The organism is Thiosocius teredinicola (genome assembly GCF_002009425.1).
Classification (GTDB): domain Bacteria; phylum Pseudomonadota; class Gammaproteobacteria; order Chromatiales; family Chromatiaceae; genus Thiosocius; species Thiosocius teredinicola.
On the sequence record NZ_CP019936.1, the window covers coordinates 3,841,615 to 3,859,205 of the forward strand.

Genomic DNA, 17,591 nt, shown 5'->3' on the forward strand with positions numbered 1-17,591 from the left:
ATGTTTCGATTCACCGGATCTTCAGGCTGGCCAAGCCAACCAGCACCAAAATGACCGTGATGATCCAGAAGCGCACAATCACGCGCGGCTCGGGCCATCCCTTCAGCTCGAAGTGATGATGCAGCGGCGCCATACGGAAGATGCGCCGGCCGGTCAGCTTGAACGAAGCCACCTGCAACATCACCGAAACCGTTTCGACGACGAACACGCCGCCCATGATGAACAGCGCAACCTCCTGCCTTACCGCCACCGCCAGCGTACCGAGTGCCGCGCCGAGCGCGAGTGCACCGACATCACCCATGAACACCTGGGCCGGATAGGCGTTGAACCACAGGAAACCAAGACCCGCCCCCACCAAGGCGCCGCAGAGCACAGCGAGTTCTCCGACGCCCGGCAGGTGCGGAATCAACAGGTAATTGGCGATCTGCGCGTGCCCGGAAACATAGGCGAACACCGCAAGCGCACCGGCGACCAGAACGGTCGGCAGGATCGCCAGGCCATCCAGACCATCGGTCAGGTTGACGGCGTTCGACGAACCGACGATGACCAGATAGGCCAGCACCATGAACATCGGGCCCATGTCCCAGACCAGGTCTTTGACGAATGGAAAGATCAATTGGGTCTCGATCGGCGCAGAAGCGGTCACGTACAACGCGATCGCCGCGCCGGCGCCGAACAACGACTGCCACAGGTACTTCCAGCGCGCCGCCAGCCCACGGGAGTCTTTCAACACCAGCTTGCGGTAGTCGTCCCACATTCCGACAGCGCCGAAAGCCAACGTGGTCAACAACACGATCCATACGTAACGATTACCGAGGTCTGCCCACAACAAGGTTGCGACCGCGACAGCCACCAGAATCAATGCGCCACCCATGGTCGGCGTGCCGGATTTCGACAAATGCGATTGTGGACCATCGTCGCGCACGGTCTGACCGATCTTGTAACGGCTTAGCCGGCGGATCATCGCCGGACCGACCATGAACGAAATGAGCAATGCCGTCAGCACCGAAAGAATCGTGCGCAGCGTGATGTAACGGAATACCGAAAATCCGGGGTCGAACTGGGCGAGGTAGTCTGCAAGCAGGATCAGCATGCCGCACCTTCCGCCTTCAACAAGCCAACCACCTCATCCATCCGCGCCGAGCGCGAGCCCTTGACCAACACGCTGTCTTCAGCCGATAGATCGTGCGCAAGAAAATCCGCCAGCTCGCGGCGACCGTCAAAATGCCTAGACTCACCGGCAAAAGCCTGTGCGGCCTTGGCGCTCAACGTGCCCGCCGTCAGCAATCGATCGATACCCGACTGCGTGGCCAGCTCACCCAGTTGCCTATGCATTTGCGCCGCGTCGTCGCCGAGTTCGGCAAGATCGCCCAACACCAGGGTTCGACGCCCCGGCGCCGACGACAACACGCGCAGCGCAGCAATCACCGAATCCGGATTGGCGTTGTAGCTGTCGTCGATCAGGCGCGAACCGTTGACGCCCGCAAACGGACATAGCCGGCCGGCCACCGGCTCAAGGCTGGACAGCGCAGTGACCGCGTCATCCAGGTCGGCGCCAAGCACTTGGGTGGCAGCAATAGCAGCCAGCGCGTTCATGCGATTGTGCTCACCAGCCAACCGCAGGCTGACAGTCGCATCGCCGCGATCGGTGTGTACGGCAAAACGTGCAGTGAAGCTCGCACCTTGCCAAACGATCTCGTAGGCGTCCGGCGGGCTCGACACGTCGGCGACCTGCTGCACACCGAAGGTACGCTGTTGATAGTCTGCGCCGAGTTCGCGCCACAGACCGGCATAGGTATCGTCGGCGTTGAATACGAACACGCCATCGCCATCCAGCCCATTGACGATCTCGGCCTTAGCCCGCGCCACACCCTCGACACTGCCGAAACCTTCGAGGTGTGCGCGACCGGCATTGTTCAGCACCGCCACATGGGGTGCAGCAAGTCGTGTCAGGTAGTCGATCTCGCCCGGATGATTGGCACCCAGTTCGATGACGGCGAAGTCTTCGTCGCGCAGACGACACAAGGTCAGCGGCACGCCGATATCGTTGTTCAGATTGCCGCGCGTCGCCAACACGCTGCCGGACTGCGCAAGGATGGCCGCGCTCATTTCCTTCAACGTGGTCTTGCCGTTGCTGCCGGTAATCGCCAACACCTTGCAAGGACAACGCAGGCGCCACTGCTGGCCCAGCTTGCCGAGGCCGAGCAGCGTATCGGCGACCTCGACGGTCGGCATCGCCGCCGGTTGCGGACGTGCGACCAATGCGCCTGCTGCACCGCGCGCGCGGGCAACTTCGAGATAGTTGTGGCCATCGAAATTCGGGCCATGCAACGCGACGAACAACTCGCCCTGCTGCAGCGTACGCGAATCGGTACTCACGCCGTCGAAGACCACGTCGTCGCCATGCAGCTTGCCGTCGACCATCGCAGCGAGTTCGGACATCTGCAGGCGACTCATGCGACACCTCGCGACAAGGCGGCATCGACAACATCGGCATCCCTGAACGGCAGGCGACGACCGTCGATTTCCTGGTAATCCTCGTGACCCTTGCCGGCAATCAACACCAGGTCACCCGGACCGGCACTCGCGATGCTGCCCTGAATCGCCGAGCGGCGGTCGTGTACCACCTCGACGCCCTGGCGGTTTTCCATGCCGGCCAGGATCTCGGACACAATGGCCTGCGGATTCTCCGAACGCGGATTGTCGTCGGTCAGCACAACCCGATCGGCCAAACGGTATGCGACTTCGCCCATCTGCGGACGCTTACCGCGATCGCGATCGCCGCCGCAGCCGAACACGCAGATCAAGCGCCCGCTGACGTGCGCGCGCAGGCTTTCAAGTGCGTTCTCCAGAGCGGCCGGTGTATGCGCATAGTCGACGACGACCCGTGGACGGTTCGGCGCCAGAAACACCCGCATGCGCCCATCGACCGGCTCGACCGCTTCCAGCGCGGCAACCGCGGTGCTCAACGGCATGTCCCACGCCAACAGCACGGCCAACGTCAGCGCCAGATTCTCGGCATTGAAGTGGCCGAGCAGACGGGTCTTCAACTCGCCGGCACCCCAGCTCGAGGCAAAGTCCACCACCAAGCCATCGGCACGCGCCTCGACATTGCGCAGATAAACGAAACGATCGCCCAGGCGCGTAACCTTCGATGAACTGCCCACCGCGATCGTGAACACCCGCTTGCGAACGTCGGCTGCGAGGTTTGCACCGACCGGATCGTCGACATTGATCACGGCCATGCTCAGACCGGCGCTGCGGAACAAGCGCGCCTTGGCGTCGGCATAGTCCTGCATGCTGGGGTGGTAGTCCTGGTGGTCACGACTTAGGTTGGTGAACACCGCGGTATGAAACGGCACACCGGCAACGCGATGCTGATGCAAGGCATGCGACGACACCTCCATCGCCACCGCGCGAGCGCCGCGCCCGAAGAGCCGTCCCAACATGGCATGCAGAGAGACGGCATCCAGCGTGGTATGCGAAGCGGGCTCGAGAGCGCCGGGAAAACCATTGCCGACGGTTCCAAGCACGGCGGTCGGCACCTTGGTCGACAGCGCCTGCGCGAGAAAATGCGTGACTGTGGTCTTACCGTTGGTGCCGGTCACACCAACGATGCGCATCGCATGCGCTGCCTGACCGAAGAAACGCGCCGCGATTTCACCGGCCTGGCGACGCAGGCCCGGCAAGGTCACCACCGGCACATCGGCCGACAGACGCGCGATTCGATCACGGTTCCATTTGTCGCTTGGCTCGGCGATCACTGCAACCGCACCGCGCTTGCGTGCCTCTTCGAAATAATCGAGTGCGTGCCCACGGGTGCCCTGCAAAGCCAGCCAAAGCCCCTTCTCTTCCACTTCGCGACTGTCCAGCGTCAGCGAGTTGACCACCTGGTGGCGCGCCCAATCCATTCCGGACAATCCTGGCAACAGATCGGCGAGCAGAATGCTTTTGTGATCCGGACGTTGCGCCATCATCGATTCTCACCACTGTGCGCGACACGCAGCGCAGGATCGATCGCCACGTCGGGCGTTACGTTCAACAGGCGCAGCGCTTCGGCCATCACCGCCGAGAACACCGGTCCAGCCACACTGCCGCCGTAGTACTTGCCGGCCTGTGGTTCATTGATCATTACCGCCATGACGAAACGCGGTTTTTCAGCCGGCGCCATACCGGCGAACAACGACAGGTAACGCGCATCGCTGTAACCGTTGGGCCCGAACTTTTTGACCGTACCGGTCTTGCCGGCGACGCGATATCCGGGCACTGCCGCCTGCGGCGCGGTACCTTCGTCGCCGACCACCGATTCGAGCATCCGTCGGATGTGGCGGGTGTTCTGCGCATTGAACACGCGACGCCCCTTTACCGGCGCATCGCGCTTGAGCAAGGTCGCCGGCATCAGCACCCCGTCGTTAGCCAGCGCGCCGTAAGCCTGAGCCAGTTGCAGCGTGGTCACCGAAATGCCGTACCCAAACGACAAGGTCGCCTGGTCGATCTGCGCCCAGCGTTGGTAGTCGCTCAACTGGCCGGCGACCTCTCCCGGGAAACCGGTACCGACCTGGCTACCGAAACCGAGCTGTTGCATCACTCGCCACAGGTCGCGTTTTTCCAAGCCAAGCGCGATCCGGCTGGCACCCACGTTGCTCGACCGGCGCAGCACGGTCGCAACGTCGATCATGCCCAGATTCTTCGAATCCTTGACCTGCGAACGGCCCAGATAGTAGTAACCCGGCGCGGTATCGATCATCGAGTCGGCGTGAATAGTGCCTTTGTCGAGCGCTGCGGCGACGGTAAAAGGCTTCATCGTCGAGCCCGGCTCGAACACGTCGGTCAAGGCGCGGTTGCGCAGACGACCGGCACGGTTCGAGCGGTCGCCGTTGGGATTGAATGACGGCTGGTTCACCAATGCCAGGATCTCACCGGTCTGTGCATCGAGCAGCACCGCCGAACCGGACTTGGCGCGATTGCGTTTGACCGCCGTCTTGAGCTCGCGATACGCGATGAATTGCAGTCGCTGATCGATGCTCAGGGCCAGATGGTTGCCGGCGCGCGGGCTCTTGATGTTTTCGATGTCGTCCACTACCTGGCGACGACCATCGCGCATCACACGCTTGGCACCTGGCTCACCACGCAGATCCGGGTCGAATGCCAGTTCGAGGCCTTCCTGGCCGAAATCATCGACGTCGGTGAAGCCCAGCACATGTGCAAACACCTCGCCTGCCGGGTAGTAGCGCTTGTATTCGCGCTCTACGTGCACACCGTTGATATCGTTCGCCTTGGCGACCTGCAGAACATGCGCGGCCTCGGCCGGCGGCATACGCCGCTTGAGGTAGACAAAGTGACGTTGGCTGTAACGCGCCAGGCGCGCCCGCAGACCTTCAGGGTCGATCCGCAATGCCTTGGCGAGCACAACCAACTGCCGGGTATCGCTGCCCAGCACGCGCGGGTTGGCGGCGATCGAATCGACCGGCGTGCTCAGGGCGAGCACATCGCCGCGACGATCGGTGATCAGACCCCGATGGGCCGGCACGTCGACGCGCGCGATGTAGCGGTCTGCACCTTCCGATTGCAGAAAATCTTTTTCGAGAATCTGTTGGTCGACGGCGCGCCAGATCAGCGCAGCACCGGCCAAAACGAAGATACCGAGTACCGTGTAGCGCCGCCCGGCGTAACTCGGCAGCGCCTTTTCCTGGCGTCGCGCCTGGCGCGCCCGCTTGTCCCTTTTTGCGGCCATCTACTTCACCACCACAATCTGTTCTGCCGGGGGCACGCGCATCTCCAAACGCTCGTGCGCGATCGACATCACCCGACCGAGCGCACCACGGGTCGCCAGTTCGAGCTGCAGACGGCCCCACTCCATGTCGACTTGGTCGCGCTCGGCGCGCAGATCCTGCAATTCGACAAACATCGCGCGCGACTCGTACTTGGCATACACCACGCCGATGCCACTGAGCACGACTGCGACACCCAGGAAACTGACCATGAACAACTGCCCACGCGTCATGCCGGCACCTCTGCGATACGCAGCACCGCGCTGCGTGCACGCGGGTTGTTTTCGATCTCGGCCTCGGATGCACGTTGTGATTTGCCGACCAGGCGCAGCGCACCCTGGGTCTCGACATGGGTTACCGGCAGGCCCTTGGGCAACTTCGGCCCCTTGGCCTGATCACGCATGAAGCGCTTGACGATGCGGTCTTCCAGCGAATGGAAACTGATGACGACAAGGCGTGCCCCGCGGGCCAACACGTTCAACGAATCACGCAGGCAGACTTGCAGGTCTTCGAGCTCGCGGTTGATGAAGATGCGGATCGCCTGGAAGGTGCGCGTTGCCGGGTGCTTGAACTTCTCTTTGAACGGGCACGACTGTGCAACCAGATCGGCGAGATCGCGCGTACGCGTGAACGGCCGGGTCTGGCGGCGCTCGACGATAGCGCGCGCAATGCGAAAGGCGAAACGCTCTTCGCCGTATTCACGCAGCACGTCGGCGATTTCCTGATCCTCGGCGGTCGCCAGCCAGTCGGCGGCACTCTGCCCGCGTGTGGTATCCATGCGCATATCGAGCGGGCCATCGTTCATGAAGCTGAAACCGCGCTCAGGATCGTCGAGCTGCGGCGAGGACACGCCCAAGTCGAGCAGCAGGCCATCGACCTTGCCCGACAAGCCACGCTGCGCGGCCACCTCGGCCAGCTCGGCAAAGCTGGCATGCACGATCGAGAAACGCTGGTCGGCACCGAAACGCTGTGCGGCAACTTCCACCGCCTGCGCATCCTTGTCGAACGCCAGCAGCGCGCCCTGCTCACCGAGCGCCTGCAGAATGCGCGCGCTGTGACCACCGCGACCGAAGGTGCCATCTATATAGATGCCGTCGGGCCGGATGTTCAGTGCAGCAACCGCCTCGTCCAGCATCACCGGGGCGTGTGCCACCGCTTGGGTCACAGTGACATACCCCCGAGCTCGTCGGACAGATCAGAACCCTCGCCAAGCGCCTCGTCCAGCCACTTCTCGCGGTTGCCGGTCCAGACCTCTTCGTCCCAGATCTCGAACTTGTGTACCTGCCCGATCAGCGCGACACGCTTGCCGAGCCCGGCAAAGCTGCGCAGCTCCGGCGGCAGAAGGATGCGTCCCTGACTATCCAGCTCCATCTCCTGTGCATGACCCAGCATCAAACGCTGGATCAATTGATTCTGACGATTCATCGTCGGCAGGCGGGAAAGTTTGCGCGCGATCTCGCGCCACTCGTTCTCGGGGTACAGCCAAAGGCAACGGTCGTCGCGATTCGGATTGATCGTGACGACCAGGCGCGATGCACAGCACTGCGCAAGCGTCTCCCGGTGCTTGGCCGGAATCGCCATGCGCCCCTTGGCATCCAAATTGAGTGTACTAACCCCCAAAAACACGGCTGTGCCGCCTCCTCCATTGGGGTGGACGATTCCCCCCATTTCCCCACAATCATCCACCTGAAGTTCAATATTAGGTTGATCACCCCACTCGGTCAAGCTGGATATGCGAAAAAAATGCTTATGCCTCAGTGACTTAGGAAAGATTCCAAAATTCAAAGAAACAGCCGGAAAACAGTCAGCTAAAACAGCGACTTAAAGTGGATTATCAAGATCGAGAGGAAAGAGACGCCTGAAAAACGATTGTGATTCCGATCACGAGCCGCGCGATTGGCGGTGTGGTGGAAAGTGGTGGATCGACTTCGGCAGCGGCAGCGAGGTGGGGAAAAGGAGTCGGCCGATAAGCCGGGTTCTGTCTTGGACGATCATTCATCTGGGACGCCCGTCACCGGACGCCTCGAGCGACCTACCCGGAGACACCTGCGGGCCGCAGGCTGCCCGAAGGCGTGCCTCCCTATTTGGTCTTGCTCCAGAGGGGGTTTACCGTGCCGTCCACGTTACCGCAGACGCGGTGCGCTCTTACCGCACCCTTTCACCCTTACCTGCCGCCGAAACGGGTTCGGCGACATCGGCGGTTTACTTTCTGTGGCACTTTCCGTCGACTCGCGCCGCCCAGGCATTACCTGGCCTCTTGCCCTGTGGAGCCCGGACTTTCCTCCGCCGCCGATGGCGACCGCGATCGTCTGGCCGACTCCGGCGCACACCCTAGGCCAGCGCCGGCAGATTGGCAAGCCGCTTACCCCTTGCTCAGCGCCAGTGCGCGCTGATAAAGGGCATTCTTCTTCAGGCCGGTGATACGCGCCGCCAGACCGGCTGCCTGCTTGACCGGCAGTTCTTCGAGAAGAACGCTCAACAGCGCATCGGCGTCGCCCGGTGAATCACCGTCGTCCGCCGGCATGCCGGCCATCACGACCACGAACTCGCCTTTGCGCTGATTTTCGTCGTCACAAACCCGCGCATAGACATCGTCGACCGCGCCGGCAAGGACCGTCTCGTGGACCTTGGTCAACTCCCGCGCCACCACCACGTGACGCTGCGCGCCCATCACCTCGGCGATATCCTTCAACGATTCTTCAATGCGATGCGAAGATTCGTAAAACACCACGGTCGCCGTTTCGCGGCGCAGGGTCTGCAGATAGGTCAATCGAGCCTGCTGCTTGCGCGGCAGAAAGCCCTCAAAACGGAACCGATCGGTCGGCAGACCCGACACCGACAGGGCCGCTATCACCGCGCTTGCACCGGGTATCGGAATCACCGCGATGCCGTGCTCGCGACACTGTCTAACCAAAGGAAAACCGGGATCGCTGATCAGCGGGGTGCCGGCATCCGAGATCAGCGCCAGCGATTCACCCTGCAACAGCAGGTCGATGATGCGCTGCGACGCCTCGTCCTCGTTGTGCTCGTGCAACGCCAGCATCGGCCGCTGGATGCCGAGGTGATCGAGCAGGCGACGGCTATGCCGGGTGTCTTCGGCCAGGATACGGTCGACCTCGCGCAGAACGTTGATCGCACGCAACGTGATGTCATCACGATTGCCGATTGGGGTCGCGATCACAAACAACCGGCCGGCTGCGTTTGACACCTCTAGGCCCACCTCTGATACTCGTCGTCCCATCCTGACTGCACACCGTATTCCATGCAAGTTGCCCCGTTCTATCGCCTATTGTTCGTTATTGCCTGGCTTGTGCTGGCGATCGGTTGTGAAACCCGGCAGACCCGGGGAGGCCTGACCGGCAACGATCCGGACATCGCGCGGGCCGCACAGATGATGCAGGCCGAACAATACCTGCAGGCAGCAGAACTCTACCGGCAGATGGCCGTCCGCACCCCACTGCCGGAACGGCGCTCGGCAATGCTGCTCGCCGCTGCCAACGCCTCGCGCCTGGGTGGCGACTGGGCCAATGTGCAATCGGCGCTCGAACAGCTGGCGACTTTGCCGAAATCCGGTGAGCAGACCTTCGAGTACGGCCTGCTGCAGGCTGAGTATGCCCTGCAGTCAAAGCGGCCGACACAGGCCATCGAGTTCCTGAATGCAGACGGGCAACGTGTTCCAAGCCGACTGCAGCTGCGTTACTACACCGCGCTGGCCGATGCCTACCGGCAGATGGGCAATCCACTCGAAGCGGCCAACGCCCTGCAGCAGGTCGATGCGCTGCAGAGCGACAATGATGGGCGCCTGCGCACGCAGATCGAAATCCTGCGCACGCTGACGCTGTTGACCGACTCGGCGCTGACCAATCTGCAGCCGTCGCCGCCGGGCAACACCGGCGGCTGGATGGAGCTGGCCTTGCTGGTCAAGCGCCATGGCACCCAGCCGGATGAGCTGGACCAGGCCATGTCGGCCTGGCGGCAGCAATTCCCCAACCATCCGGCGCTGCCCGAACTGCTGACCGACTACCGCGACCAACTGCTGAACCAGGTGCGTTACGTCGAGCGTATCGCCGTACTGCTGCCGCAATCCGGTGTTTACGCCAACGTCGCCGCGGCGATTCGCGACGGTATCGTCATCAGCCGTTTCCAATTTCCCGAAGACAAACGCCCGGAGCTGCGCTTCTATGACGCCTCCGATCCGGCCGGTCTGTGGCCGCAGTACAACCAAGCGGTCGCCGACGGTGCGCAACTGGTTATTGGCCCGTTGCAGAAAGAGAGTGTCGCGCAGCTGATGCGTGCCGGTGAATTGCCGGTCCCGGTGCTTGCACTCAATCAGGTGGCTATCGACTCGGCACCGCCCACCAATCTCTATATGTACTCTTTGTCGCCTGAAGACGAGGCCCGCCAGGCAGCCGAGCGCATCTGGCTTGACGGCAAACGCCGCCCGATCATCCTCGCGCCGCAGGACGGCTGGGGCGACCGCCTCGCGTTCGCCTTCGAGTCGCGCTGGCGATCGCTGGGCGGCAACCTCGCCGGCATCGGCCGTTACGACCCGAAAGCGCACGACTACACCGCGACGATCACCCAGTTGCTGCATCTCGATCGCAGCGAGGCCCGCCGCCAGGAGATGCAGACCTGGCTTGGCCGCAATGTCGAGTTCGAGCCCAATCGCCGCGACGACATCGACACGATCTTTCTCGCGGCGCGTCCCGCGCAGGTACAGAGCATCCGCCCGCAACTGCGCTACCACCAAGCCGCCAACCTACCGATCTACGCCACGTCGCACGCCTGGACCGGCAGGGTCACCCGCTCACAGCTGGAAGACCTGCGCGGCGTGATGTTGCCGGAGATCCCGTGGCTGGTAACCCCGCCCGACCCAGAGCTGATGGCACAACCGTCGGTGCAGCAATACCTGCCCGGCTCGGGCTCGGCCTACTCGCGGCTGTATGCCATGGGCATGGATGCGCTGCGCCTGGCCCCACACCTCGGACGATTGCAGGCGAGTCCGCTGGAGTCGCTCGACGGCAGCACCGGCAATCTGTACATGGATGATTCCAACACCGTTCATCGGCAGATGATCTGGGTGACGCTGGATACCGAACCAAAGGTGTTGGGATACTCGCCGCGCCTGGACCTGCAGAACAACAACGAGCCGCGTGCCGACAACACCGCCTCAAGCGCACCGACCATTTGAAGAGCCCCAAGCAGCAAAGCGGCGACGCGGCCGAGCGTCGCGCAGAAACCCTCTTGACCGGTCGCGGTTTGACTACCGTCGACCGCAACTATCGCTGCAAAGGCGGCGAGATCGACCTGATCATGCGCGATGGCGATTCGCTGGTGTTCGTCGAGGTACGCTTGCGCCGCCATAAAGACTTCGGCGGATCACTGTCGAGCATCGATCAGCGCAAGCAACGCCGCCTGATCATCGCCGCCCAGCACTACCTGCAGCGGCAGCGGTGGCAAGGCCCCTGTCGTTTCGATGTGGTCGGCTTCGACGGCAGTCACGAAGCCAACTGGATCAAGGACGCATTCAGCGCCTGACATCGACCGCCACCCTCAGGCATGCGAAACTAATCGCCGGGTTCAGAACACTAAAGTGTGCCGTCGTGGAAACCATTGATCGCGTGGCATCGATCTTCGCCGAGAACGCTCAGGTGCAGAGCGACGCGCTGCAAATTCAGGCAGAGGCTATTGCAGCCGCTGCCAACTGCATCGTCAGCAGCCTGCTCGGCGGTGGCAAGGTGCTGAGCTGCGGTAACAGTATCAGCGGTGTCGATGCCCAGTACTTTGCAACCCTGATGCAGCATCGCTTCGAACGCGAACGCCCCGGCCTGCCGGCGATCGCCCTCAACGGGGATACGACAACCCTCGCCACAGTTGCCTGCGACGAGGGATTCGACGCGGTTTTTGCCAAGCAGATCAGCACACTGGGCCATCCCGGTGATGTATTGTTGGCGCTGACCGCACGCGATACTGCGGAGAGCTTTGTGCGTGCCGCGGCGGCGGCGCAAGAACGCCAGATGCCGGTCATTCTGCTGACCGGTGTGCACAGCGGCCTCAGTGGCCTGCCCGGCGACAACGTGATCGAGATCCGTGCGCCCGCGACCTCCGTGGCACGCACGCTGGAGAATCATCGTCTGGTGCTGCATTGCCTGTGCGACCTGATCGACCTTCAACTTATGGGTGGTTAACCAACAATGAAACGAAACGCCAAGTTAGCGCGTAACCTGCTTATTGGACTGCTGGCAGCCGGACTGAGCGGCTGCGGCGCTGTGGTTGTCGGCGGCGCCGTCACCGGTGCAGCGGTCGCACATGATCGACGCACAACGGGCACGTTCGTCGAAGATCAGGAAATCCTGCTGCGCGCCATCACCATGCGCCAACAGGACGAAGAACTGAGACAGAAAGCCAACATCAACATCGATGTGTTCAACATGCAGGTGCTGCTGACCGGCCAGGCGGAGAACGCAGAGATCGTTGAAGCGTTCCGCCAGCGCGTTGCAACGATCGCGCGGGTACGCACGGTGTTCAACGAGGTGTTGATCGGCGCCGAATCCACCTGGGGTGAGGCGACCGGCGACGCCTATCTCACGTCGAAGGTCAAAGTCGCGTTGTTCAACGTCAAGCTCGACGGGTTCGACCCAACGCGCGTAAAGGTGACCAGCTCGTTGGGCTCGGTCTACCTGATGGGCCTGCTGACACCCACCGAAGCCGACGCAGTGACCGAAGAGGTTCGTTTCGTCAGCGGTGTGAAGCGCGTGGTGAAACTGTTTGAATATCTCGAAGAGTGACGCCGCGCCGGTGCCGCCACTAGCGGCGGCACTGGTCAGTTCGCTATCGCAGATCTTCGACAAGGAAGACCTGTTTACCGAGCCCGGTGATTGCTGGTCTTACGGCTACGACAACAGCCGGCAGCATGCGGTACCGCAGGCGGTTTGTTTCGCGCGCAACGTCGATCAGATCGTCAAGCTGGTGCACCTGTGCCGCGAACACCGGCTCCCGCTGATCACCCGGGGACGGGGCACCGGCACCACGGGCGCGACGGTGCCGATAAACGGTGGCATCGTGTTGTCGATGGAACGACTGCGCACGCGGCTAGAGATCGATCCTGCAAACCGTATCGCGTTCGTCTCACCCGGATACACCAACCAGGAACTGCAGGATGCCGCAAGGCAACATGGCTTTTTCTGGCCGCCGGACCCAACCAGCGCCGCCGTGTGCACCATCGGCGGCAATCTGGCGTACAACTCGGCCGGCCCGCGCGCGGTCAAATACGGCACGCCGCGTGAGAACACCCTGGGCCTGCGTGCCGTTACCGGCGCGGGCGATGTGTTGAAAACTGGCGTATCGACCACCAAGGGCGTCGTCGGCTACGACCTCACACGGCTGCTGATCGGCTCGGAAGGCACGCTGGCGATCATTACCGAAGCGACGCTGAAACTGACGCCGATCGCTGAATCCAAACGCACCTTGCAGGCGATCTACCGCGACATGCACAGCGCGGCGGCCGCCGTGTCACGCATCATGGCGCAGCCGGTCATTCCCTGCGCGCTCGAGTTCATGGACGGCACCGCCATCGAGATGGTGCGCAATTTCTCCGACCTCGGACTACCGGCCGAGGCGGGTGCCCTGCTGATGATCGAGGTCGACGGCACGCACGCCGGGCTCGGCGATGCAGTCGACCGCATATCCACCGCTGCCAACGGCGACGGCTGTATCGAGATCGATGTCGCCAACAGCGACGAGGATGTGGCACGCCTGTGGCGTACCCGCAAGGCGCTGTCACCGGCGTTGCGCAACGTCGCGCCGAAGAAGATCAACGAAGACGTCGTGGTGCCGGTCTCACGTATACCCGACCTGATCAGCGGGCTGGAAGGGCTGGCGAAGCAGTACGGCGTCACCATCGTCAACTTCGGCCATGCGGGCAACGGCAACATCCACGTCAACCTGCTCGTCGACCCCGACGATCCGCAACAGATGGCCGCGGCCGAACCGTGCCTCAACGACGTGTTCGACCTGGTACTGTCACTCGACGGTAGCCTGTCCGGTGAACACGGTATCGGATTGGTGAAACGCACCTTTGTCGACCGCGAGTTGGACGCCACCAGCCTACAGCTGATGTCTGCGGTGAAGCGCCAGTTCGATCCGGATGGTATTCTAAATCCTGGCGTGGGATTCCCCGACGCCTGACGCCGCCGTCGTCAAACGAAAATGCCGACCATCTGGCGGCCGGCATTTTCGATAAAGCCCGTTCAACAATCCAATTTCTTGACCGATAAAGACGGGATGACCGTGCGTCTTGGTACCTGGAGAAAGCAATGACGAATTTATCGCGTCTGTTCGTTCCGATACTGTGTTTTTTCCCTAGCGTGCTGTTGGCCGCGACCGGAGAAGGAGAAGTGCTGGATCTGACCGACCATTGGGTTGGTTACGCAGCCATCGCGATTTTCGCTGTATCGTACCTGTTGGTGATGGCGGAAGAGTTCACCCACCTGCGCAAGTCCAAGCCTGTGATTCTTGCGGCCGGCATCATCTGGGCGCTGATCGCGATCGTGTACCACACCAACGGCATCGACCATGCGGCCGAAGTCCAAGTAAGACACAACCTGCTCGAATACGCCGAGTTGATGCTGTTCCTGTTGGTGGCGATGACGTACATCAACGCGATGGACGAACGCAACGTTTTCGAGGCATTACGCTCCTGGCTGGTGAAGAAAGGCTTTGGCTTTCGCCAATTGTTCTGGATCACCGGCGTACTCGCCTTCTTCATCTCACCGATTGCCGACAACCTGACTACCGCCCTGCTGATGTGCGCGGTGGTGCTCGCCGTCGGCGGCGAGAACACCAAGTTCGTATTGATCGCCTGCATCAACATCGTCGTCGCAGCCAACGCCGGCGGTGCCTTCAGCCCGTTCGGCGACATCACGACCCTGATGGTCTGGCAAAAGCAGGTACAGACAGCGCAAGGCATGGTGGACTTCTGGGCATTCTTCAACCTGTTCATTCCATCGTTGGTCAACTGGCTGGTGCCGGCAGCGATCATGGTCATGGCCGTGCCAAACGAGAAGCCACAGGCCGGTGGCGATGCCGTCAAGATGAAGCGCGGCGCCAAGCGCATCATTGGCCTGTTCCTGCTGACCATCGCGACTGCAGTGGGCTATCACAACTTCATGCATATGCCGCCCGTCATCGGCATGCTGACTGGTCTGGCCTATCTGCAGTTCTTCGGCTACTACCTGAAGAAGACCCATCGCAAGAACGAAAACGGCACCGACGAAGAGAAATTCGGCGACCCGGTGGCGTTCGATATCTTCAACAAAGTCGCGCGTGCCGAGTGGGATACGCTGCTGTTCTTCTACGGCGTGGTGCTGTGCGTGGGCGGCCTTGGCTTTATCGGCTACTTGGCGGTGGCATCCGAGCTGATGTACGTGGATTGGGGCGCCACCAACGCCAACATCGCGGTCGGCATACTCTCGGCCATCGTCGACAACATCCCCGTGATGTTTGCGGTGCTAACCATGATGCCCGATATGTCGATGGGCCAGTGGCTGCTGGTAACGCTGACCGCCGGTGTGGGTGGTTCGCTGCTGTCGATCGGCTCGGCGGCCGGCGTCGCATTGATGGGACAGGCGCGCGGCAAGTACACCTTCTTCGGTCACCTGAAGTGGGCGCCGGTAATCGCGTTGGGTTATGCGGCGAGCATCGCGACTCACATGTGGATCAACGGCAGCGCGTTCTAGCCCGATCAGGTACGGCCACATGCGTCGGTTGCAAACAGCGCATGTGGCTTTTTCCATAAGGTTGAATACGGTAACTATCCGCGTCGCCGCCCTCTAGCCATCATCACGACCGCTTCTATCCCACCACCGCCGCTTCGAGGCATGCTGATGCCCGCGATGATGACCGTGCCGACGCTTGTGGTGATGCCGTCCCTGCCCGCCGCGATACGGATCTTTCTCCCAACCCAGGGCCGACCAATCGATCACGCCCTCGGCGTGACAGTCCCGACAATTGCCGCCCGCACCGAGTGCCTGCTCTTTCGGCGCGATCTCGTGATTGACGGCCAACAGCATCTCCGTGTCGACGAACTCGAACTCGCCTGAATAAGCCTGGCCCGTGTAGGCGGCGCCATCTTCGAGGGCGAGATGCCAGTCATAGAAAACCCAGTACGGATACGGCCCGCCTGCCAGACCGAACAGGTGCGGAACCAGCATGGTGTAGTTGTAGGCATCGGCCACTTGGTTGCCGATCATCTTCTTGAACGGATAGATCTTGGCTTCAGGGTCGGAACGGTCGGCCGCCGGTGAACCCATGTCAACCGGGACCGAGGTGTATTGATCGTTGACGTTGATCATCACCTTGTTCCACTTGCCGTTGTGGAATCGCAGCGTCGGCCTGACGTCGTACGACCAGACGAACGTACCCTTCTTTTTGTCATAAGTCGGCCGCTGCGTCACCGGATCGACCGGGATCGGATCAATATCCTGGCCGGCGTCTGACCAGTACCATTCCACCTTGGTCGACACCTGCCGGGCAATCGCCGGTATATGACAGACCTGGCAAGCCAACCGATCGTGTGTGTTGACCATCTGAGCAACGCGCCCGGAGTGCAAGCCATCTTCGGCGTGGCAGTCCGTGCACTGCTTCATCTCGCCCTCTTCCACCGAATGGAAGGGCATACCCCCGATGCCATGCGATATAGGTTTGCCGCCGTTGTTGCGATCGACATCGTGACAGGCGACGCATGCCATGTCGGCACCATCGGTACCCATATGCACATCGTACTCACGGGTCGTATCAGCCAACGCCATCGATAAGTCGCCGTGTTTCACGTTGTCGCCGCCGCCGGCATTGGCGTGACAAAAGATACAATTGGCGCGACCGGGAGTGCCGCCATTGTCGGCAACGCTCATTGCCACCGCTTGCAGATCGACAGACGGATCGGGTGCACCGGCAGTCGTCGGCGCCTTCTGATAGGTGCCGGTCTGATCGTGACAAACCAGGCAGTCAATATTGTTCGGGTTGGTGAAATCGAAGGTGTCATCGACATAGCCATAGCCGATGTGGCACTGCGCACACCGCCCCTCGTTGGTCGGTACGGCAACGCAGAAGTTATTCATGAAGTCGCGTTTGCCGTGGAACTCGCTTTCGACGCTGACCACATTGGCCGCAATCCCCTGCCAGTTCCAGTGCCCGCTATCGAGCACCTCGGCCGCCTCGTCCGCATGGCATTCGATGCACGATTCCGTACCCAAGTAGGGGTTGGCCGTGAAGTAATTGACATGCACTTGGCTGTGGTCACCGCCACCGCCTCCGCTCCCATCGCCATCACCTTCGCCATTTCCATTACCGCCACCGTTTCCGTCAACGTCGCCGTTGCCATCCCCGCCTGCACCACTACCGCCGGGAGACTCGTCGCTCTCCATCTCCGCAGCATGCGGGCCCGGGTGGTCGCTCGGCATACCGAATAGTCCCAAGGCGACAAGAACGACAGCAATAGAAAGGAAAACAGAGAAACGTCCGCTCGACCGTGACATATGCGCAGCCCCCTGTGCCGACATGGGATTTCTACGAGCAAGCTAGCAAACGGAAAATAAATTTCTGACTGAACGCGTTTACAAATTGATATTTATCAATCGAACAGCAGGATTTAATTTTGACGCTCGACACTTTATTAACTCAAATTAGTTAAGTGCCTGCTGGCAACGTTGAATCGTAGTCTCGCGTCGACCACCTTAACCTCAGTTAGGCTCCTCCGACCAAGCAACTACAAGTCGGTCAAAACGCCAGGTCGGGCAGCCGCCACCCGCCCGTTGCTATTTG

Annotated in this window: 15 protein-coding genes and 1 other RNA gene; 6 read left to right on the forward strand and 10 right to left on the reverse strand. The window is 61.5% G+C overall.

Translation table 11 applies throughout. The features are described 5' to 3' along the window. Positions 1 to 10: 10 nt before the first annotated feature. The 9 genes from mraY to rsmI form a co-directional block, all read right to left on the reverse strand. Positions 11 to 1,093 carry a phospho-N-acetylmuramoyl-pentapeptide-transferase gene (mraY, locus tag B1781_RS18210; RefSeq protein WP_078121019.1) on the reverse strand — a complete coding sequence of 361 codons (1,083 nt, stop codon included), beginning with the start codon at positions 1,091 to 1,093 and terminating at the stop codon, positions 11 to 13. Further along, positions 1,087 to 2,457, reverse strand: a complete 1,371-nt coding sequence (locus B1781_RS18215) for a UDP-N-acetylmuramoyl-tripeptide--D-alanyl-D-alanine ligase (RefSeq protein WP_078121020.1) — start codon at positions 2,455 to 2,457, stop codon at positions 1,087 to 1,089. Before B1781_RS18215 ends, mraY begins: the two co-directional genes overlap by 7 nt. Next, complete coding sequence (locus tag B1781_RS18220) at positions 2,454 to 3,977, reverse strand: UDP-N-acetylmuramoyl-L-alanyl-D-glutamate--2,6-diaminopimelate ligase (protein ID WP_078121021.1); 1,524 nt, start codon at positions 3,975 to 3,977, stop codon at positions 2,454 to 2,456. The genes B1781_RS18215 and B1781_RS18220 overlap by 4 nt, the downstream gene beginning before the upstream one ends. Next, positions 3,974 to 5,734 (reverse strand): peptidoglycan D,D-transpeptidase FtsI family protein, encoded by a 1,761-nt coding sequence (locus tag B1781_RS18225; protein ID WP_078121022.1) that lies wholly within the window; start codon positions 5,732 to 5,734, stop codon positions 3,974 to 3,976. Before B1781_RS18225 ends, B1781_RS18220 begins: the two co-directional genes overlap by 4 nt. Next, positions 5,735 to 6,004 (reverse strand): cell division protein FtsL, encoded by a 270-nt coding sequence (ftsL, locus tag B1781_RS18230; protein WP_078121023.1) that lies wholly within the window; start codon positions 6,002 to 6,004, stop codon positions 5,735 to 5,737. Beyond that, positions 6,001 to 6,936, reverse strand: a complete 936-nt coding sequence (gene rsmH, locus B1781_RS18235; RefSeq protein ID WP_078121024.1) for a 16S rRNA (cytosine(1402)-N(4))-methyltransferase RsmH — start codon at positions 6,934 to 6,936, stop codon at positions 6,001 to 6,003. Before rsmH ends, ftsL begins: the two co-directional genes overlap by 4 nt. Beyond that, entirely contained in the window at positions 6,933 to 7,397 is a 465-nt protein-coding gene (gene mraZ, locus B1781_RS18240; protein ID WP_078121025.1) for a division/cell wall cluster transcriptional repressor MraZ, read from the reverse strand. The genes rsmH and mraZ overlap by 4 nt, the downstream gene beginning before the upstream one ends. Before the next feature lie 325 nt (positions 7,398 to 7,722). Further along, positions 7,723 to 8,092: RNase P RNA component class A (rnpB, locus tag B1781_RS18245), an RNA gene on the reverse strand. A 41-nt stretch (positions 8,093 to 8,133) separates the two neighbouring features. Beyond that, positions 8,134 to 8,952, reverse strand: coding sequence for a 16S rRNA (cytidine(1402)-2'-O)-methyltransferase (gene rsmI, locus B1781_RS18250; protein WP_456300666.1), 819 nt, complete (start codon positions 8,950 to 8,952; stop codon positions 8,134 to 8,136). An 81-nt stretch (positions 8,953 to 9,033) separates the two neighbouring features. Between rsmI and B1781_RS18255 the strand changes: the two genes are divergently transcribed. The 6 genes from B1781_RS18255 to nhaD all read left to right on the forward strand — a co-directional run bounded on the left by B1781_RS18255 (position 9,034) and on the right by nhaD (position 15,508). Beyond that, positions 9,034 to 10,962: a penicillin-binding protein activator gene (locus tag B1781_RS18255; protein WP_078121027.1), complete on the forward strand. Its 1,929-nt coding sequence runs from the start codon at positions 9,034 to 9,036 to the stop codon at positions 10,960 to 10,962. Next, on the forward strand, positions 10,959 to 11,309 hold the full coding sequence (locus B1781_RS18260; RefSeq protein ID WP_078121028.1) for a YraN family protein: 351 nt from the start codon (positions 10,959 to 10,961) through the stop codon (positions 11,307 to 11,309). The genes B1781_RS18255 and B1781_RS18260 overlap by 4 nt, the downstream gene beginning before the upstream one ends. 65 nt (positions 11,310 to 11,374) lie before the next feature. Beyond that, a complete protein-coding gene (locus B1781_RS18265; protein ID WP_164513456.1) occupies positions 11,375 to 11,959 on the forward strand; it encodes an SIS domain-containing protein in 585 nt (194 codons plus the stop codon). A gap of 6 nt (positions 11,960 to 11,965) precedes the next feature. Beyond that, complete coding sequence (locus B1781_RS18270) at positions 11,966 to 12,559, forward strand: BON domain-containing protein (RefSeq protein WP_078121030.1); 594 nt, start codon at positions 11,966 to 11,968, stop codon at positions 12,557 to 12,559. After that, positions 12,546 to 13,958 carry an FAD-binding oxidoreductase gene (locus tag B1781_RS18275; protein WP_078122129.1) on the forward strand — a complete coding sequence of 471 codons (1,413 nt, stop codon included), beginning with the start codon at positions 12,546 to 12,548 and terminating at the stop codon, positions 13,956 to 13,958. Before B1781_RS18270 ends, B1781_RS18275 begins: the two co-directional genes overlap by 14 nt. Positions 13,959 to 14,086: 128 nt before the next feature. Continuing rightward, positions 14,087 to 15,508 carry a sodium:proton antiporter NhaD gene (gene nhaD / locus B1781_RS18280; RefSeq protein WP_078121031.1) on the forward strand — a complete coding sequence of 474 codons (1,422 nt, stop codon included), beginning with the start codon at positions 14,087 to 14,089 and terminating at the stop codon, positions 15,506 to 15,508. Positions 15,509 to 15,601: 93 nt separating this feature from the next. Here the strand turns inward: nhaD and B1781_RS18285 are convergent, their stop codons facing one another. Further along, the gene (locus B1781_RS18285) at positions 15,602 to 17,230 is read right to left on the reverse strand and encodes a tetrathionate reductase family octaheme c-type cytochrome (protein ID WP_078121032.1); all 1,629 of its coding nucleotides are present in this window, start codon (positions 17,228 to 17,230) and stop codon (positions 15,602 to 15,604) included. Between the last annotated feature and the right edge of the window lie 361 nt (positions 17,231 to 17,591).

Coding starts and splice junctions, on each gene's coding strand:
- nhaD (WP_078121031.1), top strand. CDS start 14,087: ATGACGAATTTATCGCGTCTGTTCGTTCCGATACTGTGTTTTTTCCCT.
- B1781_RS18220 (WP_078121021.1), bottom strand. CDS start 3,977: ATGATGGCGCAACGTCCGGATCACAAAAGCATTCTGCTCGCCGATCTG.
- B1781_RS18215 (WP_078121020.1), bottom strand. CDS start 2,457: ATGAGTCGCCTGCAGATGTCCGAACTCGCTGCGATGGTCGACGGCAAG.
- B1781_RS18270 (WP_078121030.1), top strand. CDS start 11,966: ATGAAACGAAACGCCAAGTTAGCGCGTAACCTGCTTATTGGACTGCTG.
- ftsL (WP_078121023.1), bottom strand. CDS start 6,004: ATGACGCGTGGGCAGTTGTTCATGGTCAGTTTCCTGGGTGTCGCAGTC.
- B1781_RS18255 (WP_078121027.1), top strand. CDS start 9,034: ATGCAAGTTGCCCCGTTCTATCGCCTATTGTTCGTTATTGCCTGGCTT.
- mraY (WP_078121019.1), bottom strand. CDS start 1,093: ATGCTGATCCTGCTTGCAGACTACCTCGCCCAGTTCGACCCCGGATTT.
- B1781_RS18285 (WP_078121032.1), bottom strand. CDS start 17,230: ATGCCGAGCGACCACCCGGGCCCGCATGCTGCGGAGATGGAGAGCGAC.
- B1781_RS18225 (WP_078121022.1), bottom strand. CDS start 5,734: ATGGCCGCAAAAAGGGACAAGCGGGCGCGCCAGGCGCGACGCCAGGAA.